Source organism: Haemophilus haemolyticus, assembly GCF_003493685.1.
GTDB lineage: Bacteria > Pseudomonadota > Gammaproteobacteria > Enterobacterales > Pasteurellaceae > Haemophilus > Haemophilus haemolyticus_O.
Map to the genome: position 1 here is coordinate 30,643 of NZ_QQJW01000015.1, position 14,309 is coordinate 44,951.

The 14,309-nt window shown below is 40.7% G+C and carries 22 protein-coding genes; 11 read left to right on the forward strand and 11 right to left on the reverse strand.

Features of this window, described 5'->3' with window-relative positions; genetic code table 11:
• Window positions 1-45: 45 nt before the first annotated feature.
• From DV434_RS09715 to DV434_RS09760, 10 genes are all read left to right on the forward strand, one after another.
• The gene (locus tag DV434_RS09715; RefSeq protein WP_118785988.1) at window positions 46-474 is read left to right on the forward strand and encodes a phage baseplate assembly protein; all 429 of its coding nucleotides are present in this window, start codon (window positions 46-48) and stop codon (window positions 472-474) included.
• A gap of 3 nt (window positions 475-477) precedes the next feature.
• Complete coding sequence (locus tag DV434_RS09720) at window positions 478-1,002, forward strand: phage baseplate assembly protein V (RefSeq protein ID WP_005658756.1); 525 nt, start codon at window positions 478-480, stop codon at window positions 1,000-1,002.
• A gap of 5 nt (window positions 1,003-1,007) precedes the next feature.
• Window positions 1,008-1,427 carry a phage GP46 family protein gene (locus DV434_RS09725; RefSeq protein WP_005658754.1) on the forward strand — a complete coding sequence of 140 codons (420 nt, stop codon included), beginning with the start codon at window positions 1,008-1,010 and terminating at the stop codon, window positions 1,425-1,427.
• Window positions 1,427-2,497, forward strand: a complete 1,071-nt coding sequence (locus DV434_RS09730; RefSeq protein ID WP_005658752.1) for a baseplate J/gp47 family protein — start codon at window positions 1,427-1,429, stop codon at window positions 2,495-2,497. Before DV434_RS09725 ends, DV434_RS09730 begins: the two co-directional genes overlap by 1 nt.
• On the forward strand, window positions 2,485-3,069 hold the full coding sequence (locus DV434_RS09735) for a putative phage tail protein (RefSeq protein ID WP_005658750.1): 585 nt from the start codon (window positions 2,485-2,487) through the stop codon (window positions 3,067-3,069). The genes DV434_RS09730 and DV434_RS09735 overlap by 13 nt, the downstream gene beginning before the upstream one ends.
• Window position 3,070: 1 nt before the next feature.
• On the forward strand, window positions 3,071-4,003 hold the full coding sequence (locus DV434_RS10865) for a phage tail fiber repeat family protein (protein ID WP_005658749.1): 933 nt from the start codon (window positions 3,071-3,073) through the stop codon (window positions 4,001-4,003).
• The gene (locus DV434_RS09745; protein ID WP_105895016.1) at window positions 4,003-4,626 is read left to right on the forward strand and encodes a hypothetical protein; all 624 of its coding nucleotides are present in this window, start codon (window positions 4,003-4,005) and stop codon (window positions 4,624-4,626) included. Before DV434_RS10865 ends, DV434_RS09745 begins: the two co-directional genes overlap by 1 nt.
• The gene (locus DV434_RS09750; RefSeq protein WP_061723348.1) at window positions 4,619-5,107 is read left to right on the forward strand and encodes a hypothetical protein; all 489 of its coding nucleotides are present in this window, start codon (window positions 4,619-4,621) and stop codon (window positions 5,105-5,107) included. The genes DV434_RS09745 and DV434_RS09750 overlap by 8 nt, the downstream gene beginning before the upstream one ends.
• A 175-nt stretch (window positions 5,108-5,282) precedes the next feature.
• Window positions 5,283-5,402 carry a Com family DNA-binding transcriptional regulator gene (locus DV434_RS09755; RefSeq protein ID WP_005641687.1) on the forward strand — a complete coding sequence of 40 codons (120 nt, stop codon included), beginning with the start codon at window positions 5,283-5,285 and terminating at the stop codon, window positions 5,400-5,402.
• 56 nt (window positions 5,403-5,458) lie between these two features.
• Entirely contained in the window at window positions 5,459-6,304 is an 846-nt protein-coding gene (locus DV434_RS09760; protein ID WP_046067534.1) for a hypothetical protein, read from the forward strand.
• 41 nt (window positions 6,305-6,345) lie between these two features.
• Here the strand turns inward: DV434_RS09760 and DV434_RS09765 are convergent, their stop codons facing one another.
• Both DV434_RS09765 and DV434_RS10870 read right to left on the reverse strand, forming a co-directional pair.
• Window positions 6,346-6,609 (reverse strand): hypothetical protein, encoded by a 264-nt coding sequence (locus DV434_RS09765; protein ID WP_105892471.1) that lies wholly within the window; start codon window positions 6,607-6,609, stop codon window positions 6,346-6,348.
• Window positions 6,610-7,169: 560 nt separating this feature from the next.
• The gene (locus DV434_RS10870) at window positions 7,170-8,039 is read right to left on the reverse strand and encodes a P22AR C-terminal domain-containing protein (protein WP_192881523.1); all 870 of its coding nucleotides are present in this window, start codon (window positions 8,037-8,039) and stop codon (window positions 7,170-7,172) included.
• A gap of 573 nt (window positions 8,040-8,612) precedes the next feature.
• Between DV434_RS10870 and DV434_RS09785 the strand changes: the two genes are divergently transcribed.
• Complete coding sequence (locus tag DV434_RS09785; RefSeq protein ID WP_118785989.1) at window positions 8,613-9,254, forward strand: hypothetical protein; 642 nt, start codon at window positions 8,613-8,615, stop codon at window positions 9,252-9,254.
• 73 nt (window positions 9,255-9,327) lie between these two features.
• Here DV434_RS09785 and DV434_RS09790 read toward each other — a convergent pair whose 3' ends face one another.
• The 9 genes from DV434_RS09790 to DV434_RS09830 all read right to left on the reverse strand — a co-directional run.
• Window positions 9,328-10,053: a TIGR02642 family protein gene (locus tag DV434_RS09790; protein ID WP_118785990.1), complete on the reverse strand. Its 726-nt coding sequence runs from the start codon at window positions 10,051-10,053 to the stop codon at window positions 9,328-9,330.
• Window positions 10,046-10,411 (reverse strand): RusA family crossover junction endodeoxyribonuclease, encoded by a 366-nt coding sequence (locus tag DV434_RS09795; protein WP_118785991.1) that lies wholly within the window; start codon window positions 10,409-10,411, stop codon window positions 10,046-10,048. Before DV434_RS09795 ends, DV434_RS09790 begins: the two co-directional genes overlap by 8 nt.
• Complete coding sequence (locus DV434_RS09800) at window positions 10,408-10,692, reverse strand: DUF1364 domain-containing protein (protein ID WP_118785992.1); 285 nt, start codon at window positions 10,690-10,692, stop codon at window positions 10,408-10,410. The genes DV434_RS09795 and DV434_RS09800 overlap by 4 nt, the downstream gene beginning before the upstream one ends.
• Window positions 10,693-10,780: 88 nt before the next feature.
• Window positions 10,781-11,200, reverse strand: coding sequence for a recombination protein NinB (locus tag DV434_RS09805; RefSeq protein ID WP_118785993.1), 420 nt, complete (start codon window positions 11,198-11,200; stop codon window positions 10,781-10,783).
• Complete coding sequence (locus DV434_RS09810) at window positions 11,190-11,771, reverse strand: DNA N-6-adenine-methyltransferase (protein WP_118785994.1); 582 nt, start codon at window positions 11,769-11,771, stop codon at window positions 11,190-11,192. Before DV434_RS09810 ends, DV434_RS09805 begins: the two co-directional genes overlap by 11 nt.
• Window positions 11,768-12,388, reverse strand: a complete 621-nt coding sequence (locus tag DV434_RS09815; protein ID WP_118785995.1) for a replication protein P — start codon at window positions 12,386-12,388, stop codon at window positions 11,768-11,770. The genes DV434_RS09810 and DV434_RS09815 overlap by 4 nt, the downstream gene beginning before the upstream one ends.
• Window positions 12,385-13,134 (reverse strand): replication protein, encoded by a 750-nt coding sequence (locus DV434_RS09820; RefSeq protein ID WP_118785996.1) that lies wholly within the window; start codon window positions 13,132-13,134, stop codon window positions 12,385-12,387. The genes DV434_RS09815 and DV434_RS09820 overlap by 4 nt, the downstream gene beginning before the upstream one ends.
• Window positions 13,134-13,853 (reverse strand): phage antirepressor KilAC domain-containing protein, encoded by a 720-nt coding sequence (locus tag DV434_RS09825; RefSeq protein WP_118785997.1) that lies wholly within the window; start codon window positions 13,851-13,853, stop codon window positions 13,134-13,136. Before DV434_RS09825 ends, DV434_RS09820 begins: the two co-directional genes overlap by 1 nt.
• A 52-nt stretch (window positions 13,854-13,905) precedes the next feature.
• Window positions 13,906-14,309, reverse strand: a 404-nt coding sequence (locus DV434_RS09830) for a YmfL family putative regulatory protein (RefSeq protein WP_239992786.1), incomplete at its 5' end; no start/stop codon positions are given.

A 14,309-nucleotide genomic window follows, 5' to 3' on the forward strand; every position in this document is an offset into this window, starting at 1 on the left:
TTCATCCAAATTTTTCCCATTTATGTTGGATTATTTTTAGTAGTTATGTTGGATGGGTTTATAATAGATCCCGATATTACGCGCTATCGTCCGATGGTGATTATCGCTGACGATAATATGACAGGGACGAGCGGTTATCAACGGGCAATGTGGGAACTCAAACGTAACAAGGCAGAAGCGCAAAAATCTACAGCGACTGTGCAAGGCTGGCAGAAACCTGATGGTTCATTATGGTTGCCCAATGAAATAGTGTGGCTTACTGCACCCGAGTTGGGATTTGAACGACAGGCTCGTTTGATAGTGGAAGTCGTTTTTACTCTTGATGAGAATGGCACACGTAGTCAGCTTACCTTAATGCATCGAGATGCCTTTGATGAGCCTGATGAGTCTTTGGATAAGGTACAAAAAGGTAAAAAGTCAAAAAAATCAAAGAAAGATAATGTGACAGAATTTACTGACTTTAAGAAGGAATAATTGATGGACGGTTTAAACAAGGTTTTAGCCCCAATTAAACGCGGTTTAAAGTCGTTGGTTTCTCGTGCGGTAGTGTCTATTGTCACCGATTCATTCAGTCGCCAAAATTTACAGGTACGAGTGCAAGCCGATGAAGTGGTGGACGATGTAGAACGTTTTCAAAATTATGGGCATTCTTCTGTGCCAATGGGCGGCGAAGCTATTGTGCTTTCTGTGGGTGGTAAACGTTCACATTTGGTGGCGATTGTTGTCGAAGATAAAGGCGTACGCCCGACTGCTTTAAAACCTGGTGATTCGGTACTTTACCACGCCGAGGGGCATACGCTATTATTAACCGAAAATGGCGAAGCCATTCTGACCTGTAAAAAATTTACGGTGAACGCGGATGAGATTAACTTTGACGCTCCACAAACGCAATTTGCTGGCGATGTGACTATTATTGGAACATCAACAGCAGCAGATCACCTTTCAAATGGTAAGAGTGGCGCGAACCACGACCACGAAAAAGGGGTGGGTAAACCGGTGTAAAAGCGATGTCAGATTTAAGTATTATGTGGAAAGACGGCGAAGGTGATGTTGTTTCGCTTGATTCTGCATTATTGACGGATGACAGCTTAACCAATGCCATTGTGATTAGCTTATTCACCGATGCGCGCGTAGATAATCAACGCGGCTGGTGGGGCAATGACTTTAATCAGAATGAAGAAAAACAAGTGGAAATGGGATCTCGCCTATGGACACTTGCCCGTTCTAAACAACTTGCCGATGTGCTTGATGATGCGCAAGCCTATGCCGAACAAGCCTTACAGTGGCTTATTGATGATGGTCACGCCCTTGCCATTGACGTGATGGCGACCAATCCTGAACAGTCCGTGCTGTTGTTAAGCGTTGTTGTGACGTTGCCTAATGGGCAAACCGAGCAACGCACGTTTTCAGCAGTATGGAGCCTGTAATGCCTTATCAATCCCCAACGCTTTCTCAACTTGTCAATCAGGGCGAACAGCAATTTCTAAGCCGTTTTCCAGATGTTAAACGACATTCAGTCGTGTCGGTATTAAATCGCATTAATGCGGCGTTAAGTGCCAGTGAGCATCAACATCTCGACTGGTTAGCTCGCCAAATTATTCCCACCACAGCAGATGAAGATTATTTGCTGGAATATTGTGCCTATAAGGGCATTTATCGAAAGTCAGCCAATGCGGCACAAGGCGTGATTCGTATTGAAGTCGTAAGTGCGACAGAAATTGTCGAAGGCACGCTGTGGCGTGATGGCCGTTCCGATTTAACCTTTGCCGCGGTGCAGACTACACAAGTACAAGCAGGCTTTGCCGAAATTGCCGTGCAATGCACAGAAAACGGCAGCCAAGGTAATATCAATGCGCAAACTCAACTTGCTTTGACTAATGCTATTTTAGGGGTAAAGCCTAATGCAACTGTGCTTAAAATGAGCGGTGGCACAGAAATGGAATCACTTTCAGCTTTATTAAGCCGTTTAATTCAACGTGTACAACATCCGCCCGCAGGTGGTGCACCACATGATTATGTGCGTTGGGCATTGGAAGTGAATGGGGTGACGCGTGCTTGGTGTTTTCCGCGGTATTACGGTGGCGGCACAACTGGCGTGGCGATTGTGTTAGACAATCAGGCAGATATTTTACCTACCACTCAGGATTGCGAGCGAGTGAAAGCCTATATCAGTGGACACAAGAACACAGTGACGGGACTTTGGGAAGGCATGCCAGCAGGCAATGAGTTATTTGTATTTGCCCCTAAAGTGAAACGATTAGATTTAACCATTCGTCTTGTGCCAGCAACAGAATCGCTAAAAAGTGCGGTCAAATCAACATTAGTTTCTTTGTTTCAAACCTTAGCACCAGGTGGGCTTTTATATCTTTCCCATTTGCGAGCAACCGTTTCTAATGTGATTGGCGAAACAGATAACAGCATTCTTTCGTTGCAATCGGATATTCAACTGGAACGCGATCAAATTTTAGTGTTGGGGAATATTACATGGCAAACCTAACACAAGTGGATTATTTAGACGCCGCATTAAAGTTATTACCAGTTGGCTTGGCATGGAATCGTAGTCCTGATAGCAATATGGGGAAAATTTTATCCATTCGTGCCGAACAATTAGTGCAAGTCAATGAAACTGCCCATCAGCTCGTGAAAGAACGAATGCTCAGTAATGCATTTTTGTTACTAGATGATTGGGAGTTTTTTTATGGACTACCAGAATGTACTGAAATCAATACGATTGAAACACGCCGTGCCGCGTTGATAGCGAAAGATAATGAGGTTGGCTCATTCAATAAATATTATTTAGAAGAATTAGCAATACGCCATGGTTATCAAATTAAGGTGGTAAACCACTATCCGCACCATTGTTTACGTGATTGTGGTTATCCTTTACATCCGCAAGAAAATGCGTGGCGTGTATTTATTTATACGACATCAAAATCTATTAGGAATGCAACGTGTTTGGAAGATGTGAGCCAAGAGTTGGTGTTATTTGAACGCTCTAAGGTGGAATGTTTTTTAAAGCGTTTTTGTTATTCTCACCTAGAAATGATCTTTATTTATCAAGAGGAATGATATGTACGCACTCGACAATAATTCTGGTGTCGTTGTGATGCCAGAAGTGAAAAATCAACAGTTCCAGCCAAATGCGCCGCGTTGGTTTACCGAAGGTGGAAATGGCATTGCGCCGAGCTATCCGGGAGCGGACTGGTTCAATATTGTGCAGGCTGAACTGTTAAATATTTTAACAGATGCTGGGATGACGCCAGATAAGGGGCAATTTAATCAAATTACGCAAGCAATTAGAGCGGTTGTTTCTGCATCTGTAAAAACATCATTGAACGATAAAGCACCTATTGCATCACCAATATTTACAGGTACTCCAAAAGCCCCGACCCCGGCTCAAACAGTCAATGATACTACTGTGGCTACAACCGCCTATGTTCGAGCGGCGATTGCAGCATTGGTCGGGACGGCACCAGCAACGTTGGATACTTTATCCGAAATTGCGAATGCGCTTGCCGGTGACGCCAATGTTAAGGCGACGTTATTAGCCGAGATTGGCAAGAAAGCAAACGTAAGTCATACGCATACCACCAATCAGATTACGAATTTTAATGAAGCAGTAAATGCCGTAATTGATAGCGCATTTACTTATCAAAAAATCGGCGATTTTGAAGTACGAAAATATCCTGATGGGACGATGATTCAGACCTATAAAAAAGTAAATCCTCGAGGCATTACTAATAGATGGACCGAACTACATCAATTTAATTGGGCAGTCTCATTTATTGATAAACCTAAAGTGTGGGCATCTCAAAGTTCAGATGAAAACACAGATAATGCTAACGATAACGCAAATGTATCCGTAACTGTTAATAGTTTTATTAAGTTTAATAATTTCAAAAGTAGTGGCAGTGTTTGCGCATATTGGGAGCTTAACAATGAATATGACGGAGCTTTCAAATCAATGAACTGGGATTTTCTAGCTATTGGGAGATGGAAATAATGACTATGTACTACAAAAACGGCTTTTATGACGACACCGACGGCGGATTTGTGCCGGAAGGCGCAGTAAAAATTAGCGAAGATTTATACCGCACTTTGCTAGACGGTCAGGCACAAGGTAAACAAATCATCGCAGACAAAACAGGCAACCCTGTATTGATTGCCCCACAACCGAGCGCCGCGCACGAGCTAAATCTTGACACATTGCAATGGGAAATTTCACCCGAAAAAATGACCGCACTTTTGGCAGAAACTCAGAATCAACTTATTGCAAATATCGACTCTCACGCGGCCACGATATATAGCACATGGACTCGATTTGAAAGCGAGTATCGTGAGCGACAAGCAGCGGCAGAAGCATTTAAATCTGCAAACTATCAAGGCGAGTGTAGTCGTTATATCACCGATTTTGCTAAACGTGCCGGGCTAGATAATAAAACAGCTACAAATCTTATTTTGACGCAAGCCGCGGGGCTGGAAAAACTACAAATGGAGCTTGCCAACCAACGTATGCGCAAGTATGAACTCCAAGCCCCTAATCTCACGCTTGAGCAGTTGCAATCAATCCATGATGACATCATCAAGCAAATGGATAACTTGATGGAGGCATACCAAAATGGCTAATGTTTATTTGGCGATGTACAAACACAAGCGCGACTGGCGAAAAGAGCCAGTAAAAGCAATGGCAGACCGCATCACTCGATTTTTTACCAAAGGCCAATACTCGCATTGCGAGATTGCCATTGAGCGTATTGAGTTTGGTAACGGATATCATTATGAGCATGTGACAGTATATGACTGCTACTCATCATCGGTGCAAGACGGCGGCGTGCGTTGCAAGCAGATTGATGTGTCCGATAATACCAAATGGGATTTAATCCCATTCAACGATGTCACCGAGGCGCAAATCAAAGCCTATTTTGACCGCACTTCTGGCAAAAAATATGACTGGTGGGGTGCGTTAGGGATTGTGCTTGGCATCAAACAAAAACGCTCAAAATATTTTTGCAGTGAGTGGTGTTTTAATGCGATTTGCGGTGGGGAAAATGGCTGGCGGTTTAGTCCAAATCAACTAGCAGCTATATTTAATAAAGAGAAAAGTTAAAAGGAGAGTTTACCCTGCACAAAGTTTAATTCAATAAAGAAAAGACGGCGATAACAACGGCACTAGGAATGCTCGTTGTTACCAGCTACGCAGAACGAGCCTGCATATAGCCATACGCCGCCTACCTTGCGCAAGGCTGGCGGATTGTAACAAATCTTTTGATTAGGAGAAATATATGCAGTCAATTAAAGCAATCCGTTGCACATTTTGTAACAAATTATTGGCGAAAGTGGGGATAGTTGGTTATTTAGAAATCAAATGCCCTCGTTGCAAAACCGTTAATACTACACGTTAATTTGATTTGAGTGTCAGAATGCCTTGAGCATCGGAACGCCATAGAAAGGAAAAACTATGGCAAATCAAAGCACCTTTAAACAAGCCCCATTGCCGTTTATCGGACAAAAACGAATGTTTCTTAAACATTTTGAAACAGTTTTAAATGAGAATATAAAAGGCGATGGCGAAGGCTGGACGATTATTGATACATTCGGCGGTTCAGGCTTACTCAGTCACACCGCCAAACGGTTAAAACCGAAAGCCCGCATCATTTACAATGATTTTGATGGCTATGCCGAAAGATTGGCATATATCAACGACACTAACGCCTTACGCACACAAATCTTTGCAAAAATTGGTAACGCTACGCCAAAGAATAAGCGTTTACCAAAGTCGTTAAAGGCAGAAATCATTAAAATCATCGACCAATTCAAAGGTTACAAAGATTTAAACTGCTTGACGAGTTGGCTATTGTTTAGTGGACAACAAGTAAGCTCATTAGACGAACTGTATAAGAAAGATTTTTGGCATTGCGTTCGTCAGTCTGATTATCCAAAGGCTGACGGCTATTTAGACGGCGTAGAAATTGTGCGAGAATCATTTCACACACTTTTGCCGAAGTTTACCGATAATCCGAAAGCCTTGTTTGTATTAGATCCGCCTTACCTTTGCACCAAGCAGGAAAGCTACAAACAAGCCACCTATTTTGATTTGATTGATTTCTTGCGACTGGTCAATATTACGCGACCACCGTATGTGTTCTTTAGCTCGACGAAGTCGGAGTTTATTCGCTTTGTGAATTATATGCTGGAAGATAAGGTGGATAATTGGCAGGCGTTTGAAAACGCCAAACGGATTACAGTCAATGCCAAACTGAACTACCAAGTGGCGTATGAAGACAATTTAGTCTATAAATTCTAGCAGTAACAAAGGCTTCGAGTGTAATCACGAAGCTTTTTGTTTTAGTCTTCTAATTCGGAAAGCAAACAATAAAACGGTGGGGCGAAAGGGGCGAGCGTAGACGTAAATTTCACCACGCAATCTTTGCGTCCGTCTTCCACAAAACGCACATCTAAAAATGCAGTGTTATAGACAAAAGTTTGCCCGCATTCGTTAGGCAGTGAATATTGCGAACCGTCTACAATAAAACCGTCGTGTTCTTTTACGGCAACAAGAGCTAACTCCGTCATTATTTCTTGCTCGGTTCTCATTTTAAAATTTGTCATTTTGTGGGTTTCCTGTGTTTGTTTAACTTGGCCATAGGATTGCTCTCTTAGGTTTATATAGCAAGTCATCATTACGGAAAAATGACTGACTGTGGTCAAATTAGGCTGGGGATGGATAGAGGGCTAAATAGGTGCAGATATGTAACGCTGTTTCATTAAATGAAAAAAAGCAAGAATGTGCGAGTTTATCTAAAGTGTAAAATTTAAACGCCCTTTAATGATGATTTAAAGGGCGTTTTTATTTCTCAAATTTAGCGATTTTTAACCGCTTAAAATGGGAAACAGCCAAGATTTCAGATTTCTCACTTTTAACGGTTATATTTCTCAAAATTCGCGGGCGGCAACATTGAATGTTGGAACAATTGTTTCTATAATGTCCAAAGTTTATGTCCTCTTAGCGCTATTAAGTGGATATAAAAAAGCCGAAGTGTTTCCCTCACCTCGGCTTTCTTTTGCATATAAAAAAGCCAAAATGTAAATGTATTACACTTTGGCTAGTGTGGAATAATTCTAGTGCAGTTTTTGGCTAATGTCAATCTGCTTTACAGTTGAAAGCCTTTTTAAAAATCTACTCTAATGGCTTTCGGATCAAACTGGCGCAAGTGTTCTAATGCTCGCCAATTTGTCATTGGATCAATCTCAAACTCTTGTGTAATGCGATTTAAGATTTGGTTTGTTGAGCGTAGCACGCTTAAATATTCGTAAGCCTGTCCGTAGATTTGCCCGCTCATATTTGAGCCTAGCGCCTTAAAGGCTTTTTCGATGTATTGGAATGTGCCGACGCCACGTTTGAAAGCGAACCATAACCAAATAAGCTGTTGGAGTTCGTACTCAGTAAATTCAAAAGAGAATTTCTTTTCACGGTTAGGCAATTCAGCCTCAGTGATTAATTCCCCTTCTAAAATTATTCTGTGAACATACTCTACCGCTTGCGGTAACTGCTCTAATGTCAAATCTTCGATTGATTCCACATTAAAGCGTTGGTGGATTAAATGATAGGCATCGGAATAAATTAATCCTTTTCTGCTCACGAGCATATTCACGGCATTGCGTAACCCTGTTCTGTCATTGACGGATGTTTTGCTTTCATATTTTCCTGTTTTACGAATAGTAGGTAATACTTCTGATGTAACCCATTTTCTAAAACGGTGTGGAATAGATCCTTTTTTCACTGCATCACGGCAACGTAAGATCAAAGTGTACATTCCGCTTTCGCTGATGATATTCATTTCTTGTTGTCCACCAAGGGTGTAACTTAAAGTTACACCCTTTTCGTCTTCATCTAATGCCAATAATGCCTTACGATTGTTATCAATACCTATTGCATCGCAAACGTCCTTAGCAACAAACCAAGGCTCATTATTAATAGCTAAAGTGCGGATAGATTTTGATTCAAAGTTGAATGTAGAGAGTTGGGTTTGATTAGACATAAAATGTCTCCTTTGGATTTTTTTACGAAATTAAGATTTACCCTAAATAGGGTGCCAAGAGGTTCGTAAACCGTCCAAAGTCGGCTGGAGTTATTCCCCGAAGGTCTTTTATTCCTCGCCCTCTCGGCATAGATGAAATTGGATTTATGCGTGTAAAGTCTTAATGGCAATAAAACTAAACGAGATCACAAATTTTACGCATAAAAAAACCGCTATGCTATCGGGTGCGGACTTCCGCTTTGGATTTAAGGCTACGACACCTTGATAAAAATAATAATGAAAAAAGCCTGCTTTGTAAACAGGCTTTATTCTTATCTTGACAAATTTTTACACTTACCTATGCCAATAGGTATGTTGGAACTGCTATTGGGATAAATCCAGCCCAAAGTAAAACCTCTCTTAAATCTCTACTCATATTACCTCCAATGCATCAAATTTAGCTAATTATAGGGAAGAATCTCAAGGATAACTGTGAGCTTATTCACAAATGCTGAATATATTTATTCTACCATATTGAAAACCTACTCAAATAAGATACTATTGCTAAAATACCTGCTTCAAGGAAAGTGAATTATGGATGAGTTTTCAATTTTATCAATTGGAATAGCATGTATCTTTTTCGCTGTTTTGCTTTGGCTTGTCGATAGAGAAAATCATAAAGAAGCCCCAACCTCCATGATTGATGAAATCATAGATAAAAATAATTTAGAAATAAAGGCTAAATTATTAAATAAAATACAAGAGTATGAACATTGTATTAAACAAAAAGATAATTATATTCGTAAAAGAGAGACTGAATATTACGATTTAGAGAAAAAACTAGATAAGGCTTCTTTTGATTTGTTTATGTCCTATGATGAAATTAATGATTTAAAAACTCAAGTACTAAATCAGACCAATTTAAACCAATCACTCCAGAAAGAACTACTTTCTTTTAAAACATCATCTATTCAAATTTCCGTGAAAAAATGCCCAGCTTGCCGACGCGTACAACCTCTCTCCGAATTTGGGAAAAACGAACATCAACCTGATGGTTTAACAAAGTGGTGTTCTCTCTGCATGTCTGAGGGCGCGCCTATGCCACACGATATGTCCGGTATGAAAATCTGTGAAAAGTGCGGTCAAAATAGAAAGAAAAGCAGCTTTTACCCTTCTAGTCGTTATGCTGATGGACTTTCTAAGTGGTGTAAATTTTGCTTAGATAATAAAAAATAACTACCATCGATTAATATTTAAGATATTTCCACTAGAATCATTACACATTGTTGAAGATCCAATAGAATTGCAATTAATCAGAAATTTCTTTATTTAATCTCTGCTTAATCACACTTTCCGCACCACTCATATCCTCATAGCAATGGTGTTCAAAATCCACCACCAATGCCAAGAGATAGCGTTTGAAATAGGCTTCAGTACAATCAATGGACTTCATCAAGTGATAGATATTGGCGCGTAACTGTCCTTTTCCGCGACACTCAGGACATTCACGTTTTTGCACTCGACCGACTACCCCCGTTCCACGGCAACGTGGACAAGTATTTGATTTACTCAATTCATTAATTTCACGGACTCTTAATTGACGAGCTTCCACACCATTAATCGACAAACCATTTTCTTCGGCAATTTTATTCACCTTTTCAATCGTTGGAAGATAAGCATATTGCGATCGGAGGTATCTCTTTCTAAGAGCTTTGATATGTTTAATTTGGCTTGGTAAGGGCAGATCGCAAACCATATCAACTACGCATTTCATCGCTTCCGTTGAGTGTTCAGGGAATCCGCGATCCTCGCACCAGCTTTCAATATAACTATTCACAAATTCACGCGAGAATGGATCTTGGCGATATTTACACATCAACAAGTGATAGCCGAACATGTATTCGCTTTCTGCTTTGGCAAAAGCGCAGATAATTTGATCTTGATAAAGCAACGCAGCACCACCGCGGCCCACAGTTTCAACACTCACGCATTTAGGATTATGTAATTTCACCAACAATTCGATTGATTTACTCATTTTCAAGCCCTCTAATTTTTACTACAACCATTCCGCCTTTTTTGGTTCCGCAATTTTTACTGCGAAAATCTTTTATCACTTTGTTGTTGTCGTCTTGTATTAATCCTGAGGCAACTAAACTATCGAAAAGCCCTTTGTTTATATTATCGGGATCTCGGTTTCGGTTATCGGGATAATAAACTTCAAGATGCACTGCAACTGCACCGATAAATGGATCGAATTGTTGTAAAATTTGCAATGCTTCGGCTTTAAATTTTCTCCCTGCTTCGCTGATATAATGCCGTCCGCTTCTTGTGTGTCGCCAATAGTGATTGACTGATGGCGGATAAGGTAAGGCAATCTCTAGCCAATCACTCATAACTTGCCCTCCTTGCGCAAAATTTGCTGTGTTCGTAACACTCCTTCAGCGTGTGCCAGGCGGACATCTTCAGCATCCATTTTTCTAGTTCTACGGTCACATTCATCATGGCAAGATGAGCATGCCCAAGCACCAAAAATATCATCGGGCTTCATACCGACTCCATTTAATCCTGCCATACGATAATGTGCTAATACGGTCGTTTCAGGATTATGATTACAAATACCAGGTAACCGCACTTGACACTCTCTCCCTTTAGCTTCTTTTCTAAAATTACTCATTATCCAAACACCATCTGAAAAATTACCCAAACCGCTACAATCCAAAGTACGATTTTTAGCTCTAGAACCTCGTCATCGTTTAAACGCTTCATTTAAATCCCCATCTATCGTTAAATCTCACGCCATTTTGCACGCCCCAACTGGTCACATACTCGATAAGGCTTGCCATTCTGCTCACGCTCATTTGAGCCGAACTTTCACGGATATTCACAAATTCCCCCTCAAGACCTGGCACAACATCTGCTTTTTGATTTGTGGCGATTGCATGGCCCGAAATAAACAATACTTTCCACTGCTCCATTGTGAGCTTACGCCCCATAAATTCCGCTTGGTTCGCCACATCTTGGCACATAGCGTGAAACTTGGCGTTTTGCTCAAGGTTTCGTGTTATTGGTTGGATTTTGACTACCAACGGTTTTTTATCATCCGTTGGCAGTTCTCTGATAAACTCAATGCAATTCAACCGCACTTGGTTTGAGCGAAGGAAGAATTGTTTTTTAAATTCCATATCCACCGCACTTTTTAACAAAATCAAGACTTACTGAACGCATTACAAAATCTTCCATTGATGGATCAAATACAACAATCATTTGTCCTTTGCTATTCCCCTTGATTTCTTTCCCTGTTACAGGGTTGATAAATGCAATACGACCGCCTGTGATATCAATCACTTTATTCGCCACGCCTTGAATATGGTTTTGATACCATTGAGTAGATTTATCATTGTTGAGTAACATCACGACTAAATAACCAGCATCACATAATTCTTTTGCGCGTTGTAGATATGGTGTAACGTTGGAATAAGGCGGGTTCACATAGATTCTTAACGGAGCCGAACAACGTTCTGCTACTTCGTCCAACAATACATCTAACATTTGCTCAATCGGCATTAGAAAGTCATCTGCAATTGATTGATGCTCATCATTGTCTGAGTTAGATTCACCGATATAGTGACATGTCAAGGCGTTTTTGGCATTTGCGCAACCATCAAGATCGAACCAACCGAAACGTTGAGATAGCCATTTAAAGACATAGTGCGGTGTTTGCCATGTATCTTTATCAAATTGTTGTTCTGTCATTGCAATGTCCCTTTCATCATTGCCATCAAGCTATCGCGCGCCTTATCAGCCTTCGCTTTATCGTAAAAACTTGACTTTTCAGGAATCATTTTCGGAATATCCTCAAAAGAAAAATTCGACCGCACTTTTTCTGCCGCTTCTGTGAGTAATTTCGGAATAGCTTTCAACGTGTCCTCTTCCGATTTTTTCTTGCACTTTTCGTACAGATTTTTAAGCAACCAAAATTCCACTTTTGAACGATATTGAAATTCATCCCGATTGAATCGGGCATAGCCTAAGAAAATTTTATAACGTTGGTATAATTCCGCTTCATTCGGTAAGCCCAATTCGTGGTAGTCCAGAACTTTGCATGCTTGAATAAATTCACCTACACTTGGCAAATACCCATTTGGCTTAGCACGCATTTCTGCCATACCTCGTTTAACTTGTGTTATTTTTGTAATTCCATTTTCAGCAAAGCCTAAAATCCACTGGCGTTTTACTACCTGCAATCGCTCTGGAGTGAGGTTGAGCAACTGAGGGCAACTAGCGCAAAGTTGATCGAACAACGTATCAATAAATTTCTCCGCTTGTGGTGATACACCTTGATGCAATGATTGATGAGTTAATTGGTTCACAGTACATTCTCCCAATCTTCAGGACGATTCCATGGCAACGCATTTTTTTCTTCAAAACTCATTTTTTGCGCTTGGGATGTTCGCAGTTTCTCATCACGCCAATCCCACGATGCGTTAAATCCTTGCCAGTTTCGTTTTATTGCGATTGCCACCGCCTCACAAATTGAGATGCCAGCTTTGTCAGCCTCTGACTGATACCCTTTGAGGGCTGTTTCAGTTATAGGAGCTTTTTTAGCTTTGCGAAGAACGATAAAGTCGTCAGCAAGTTGGCCGGTGATCCCAAAGTCAGCAAGTAAATCCAAATCGCTTTTTTTGGTATTTTTTTTATTTGTATTTTGTATAGTGTTTTTAATATTGTTTTTTGTGTGTTCACTTTCCGAACTAGTGACTGGTTCACTTTCCGAACTAGTGATGTTCACTTTCTGAACTAGTTCACTTTCTGAACCAGTCTGTTTTCCGAACAAGTTGATTGCGTAAACGGATGTATTTCTTACTCCTGTTTTTTTAACTAAAAATCCTAGATCAACAAGTTTTTTTAACGCATCAACCACTGCGGTTTTACCAGCTCCGGTAAACTTGATGAATTGAGTTAAAGAGATTGCATCGTATTCCTTATTCCAGCCTTTAGTTTTACGAATAACAAACAAGTAACATTTAAGCTCTACGCCGCCAAGCTCCGCCATTAAGTCATCAACTAACGCATTCGGGACCTGGAAAGAATTTGGGATAAAATAATCGTTACTCATCACGCCACCGCCTTATTAAGCATTGTTGATAGTTTGGCTAAACCCTTTGCAGTTACTAATACTTGAGGGTAGATTTTTTCCGTGCCGTCAGGTTGTGTGACAGGGTGTGCTTTATGCTCTAAATAACCACGTTGCAATTTGTCTTGATAAGCAATCCAAGCAGATCCAACAGTGCGCTTATAAATCCACCCGTTAGCAAATAAAAATTGGGTAAATGCTCTCGGTTGCATTTGTAGGTGTTTAGCGGCGTTAGTGAGATTCATCGCGCCCTCGGTTGAGGTTGCTAGACGGTCAAATGCTTCCGCTTTAGGGGTAAGCTCGATCACTCTTTCAGAGTACGTTGCAAGCGCGCCACGCAAGTAAACTGGGTCGTTTAATAACATCATAGGATCGGTAGATTTCGCCACTTTTTCCATCTCAATAAAATATTGTCTGGCTTGCTTTCCTTTTTCGTTTCGCTCGACCATTGATAGTTCTTTTGCCATATCAATGGAAATCTGAATTTCTTTCTGAGGGCGACCACCGATAGGGTTTTTCTCATTTTTGAGTAAAACTACAAAGTCTTGATTTTCAACAAATTCATATTCTGAGATTCGTCTTTGAATCCAGTCTGAGAATCTTGTAGAAACTTCCAGGAAGGAATGTAATTCTCTCGCATTTACCGTTTTAACTTCAGAATTGTTGATTTTACTGTTGCTAATCTCAATTAGATTTGCCATAATTACCTCGTTTAACACTTTATTAATTAGCCACGGTTGCCGCCGTGGTTTTTTATTGCCGTTTATTTAGCGAGATCACGCACTCGATTGAGTGTTGTGTTGCTGATAAATGCTTGTTTAATAATTTGCGGATTAAATCTTCTTCCGCGCTTGTGATTTCACCGTCCGCCAGCGCTTTTTCTAACGCCTCAAACAACAATCCACGAGCGGACAGTTCACGCAGTTGTAAAGTTGAGATTTCTACCGAATCCAATTCGCTTGCGACTGGTGCCGGTACAAAACACCCGCCAGCATTTCGGCAAAGCTCATCGATAAAATCAGTGCATCCGTACTCAAGTTGCAGTGCAATCAATTCTTCATTTTTGAATCGTTGGCCCTTTATTTGATAAAGGCGATTCTTTAATTCACTTTCGGTAAAACCTAGGAATCCAGCTACCGCACTTCTCCCCCCAGGAA

What these genes read in the sequence shown, in the direction of transcription:
- DV434_RS09715 (WP_118785988.1), top strand. Translation starts at nt 46, where the DNA reads ATGTTGGATGGGTTTATAATAGATCCCGATATTACGCGCTATCGTCCG.
- DV434_RS09720 (WP_005658756.1), top strand. Translation starts at nt 478, where the DNA reads ATGGACGGTTTAAACAAGGTTTTAGCCCCAATTAAACGCGGTTTAAAG.
- DV434_RS09725 (WP_005658754.1), top strand. Translation starts at nt 1,008, where the DNA reads ATGTCAGATTTAAGTATTATGTGGAAAGACGGCGAAGGTGATGTTGTT.
- DV434_RS09730 (WP_005658752.1), top strand. Translation starts at nt 1,427, where the DNA reads ATGCCTTATCAATCCCCAACGCTTTCTCAACTTGTCAATCAGGGCGAA.
- DV434_RS09735 (WP_005658750.1), top strand. Translation starts at nt 2,485, where the DNA reads ATGGCAAACCTAACACAAGTGGATTATTTAGACGCCGCATTAAAGTTA.
- DV434_RS10865 (WP_005658749.1), top strand. Translation starts at nt 3,071, where the DNA reads ATGTACGCACTCGACAATAATTCTGGTGTCGTTGTGATGCCAGAAGTG.
- DV434_RS09745 (WP_105895016.1), top strand. Translation starts at nt 4,003, where the DNA reads ATGACTATGTACTACAAAAACGGCTTTTATGACGACACCGACGGCGGA.
- DV434_RS09750 (WP_061723348.1), top strand. Translation starts at nt 4,619, where the DNA reads ATGGCTAATGTTTATTTGGCGATGTACAAACACAAGCGCGACTGGCGA.
- DV434_RS09755 (WP_005641687.1), top strand. Translation starts at nt 5,283, where the DNA reads ATGCAGTCAATTAAAGCAATCCGTTGCACATTTTGTAACAAATTATTG.
- DV434_RS09760 (WP_046067534.1), top strand. Translation starts at nt 5,459, where the DNA reads ATGGCAAATCAAAGCACCTTTAAACAAGCCCCATTGCCGTTTATCGGA.
- DV434_RS09765 (WP_105892471.1), bottom strand. Translation starts at nt 6,609, where the DNA reads ATGACAAATTTTAAAATGAGAACCGAGCAAGAAATAATGACGGAGTTA.
- DV434_RS10870 (WP_192881523.1), bottom strand. Translation starts at nt 8,039, where the DNA reads ATGTCTAATCAAACCCAACTCTCTACATTCAACTTTGAATCAAAATCT.
- DV434_RS09785 (WP_118785989.1), top strand. Translation starts at nt 8,613, where the DNA reads ATGGATGAGTTTTCAATTTTATCAATTGGAATAGCATGTATCTTTTTC.
- DV434_RS09790 (WP_118785990.1), bottom strand. Translation starts at nt 10,053, where the DNA reads ATGAGTAAATCAATCGAATTGTTGGTGAAATTACATAATCCTAAATGC.
- DV434_RS09795 (WP_118785991.1), bottom strand. Translation starts at nt 10,411, where the DNA reads ATGAGTGATTGGCTAGAGATTGCCTTACCTTATCCGCCATCAGTCAAT.
- DV434_RS09800 (WP_118785992.1), bottom strand. Translation starts at nt 10,692, where the DNA reads ATGAGTAATTTTAGAAAAGAAGCTAAAGGGAGAGAGTGTCAAGTGCGG.
- DV434_RS09805 (WP_118785993.1), bottom strand. Translation starts at nt 11,200, where the DNA reads ATGGAATTTAAAAAACAATTCTTCCTTCGCTCAAACCAAGTGCGGTTG.
- DV434_RS09810 (WP_118785994.1), bottom strand. Translation starts at nt 11,771, where the DNA reads ATGACAGAACAACAATTTGATAAAGATACATGGCAAACACCGCACTAT.
- DV434_RS09820 (WP_118785996.1), bottom strand. Translation starts at nt 13,134, where the DNA reads ATGAGTAACGATTATTTTATCCCAAATTCTTTCCAGGTCCCGAATGCG.
- DV434_RS09825 (WP_118785997.1), bottom strand. Translation starts at nt 13,853, where the DNA reads ATGGCAAATCTAATTGAGATTAGCAACAGTAAAATCAACAATTCTGAA.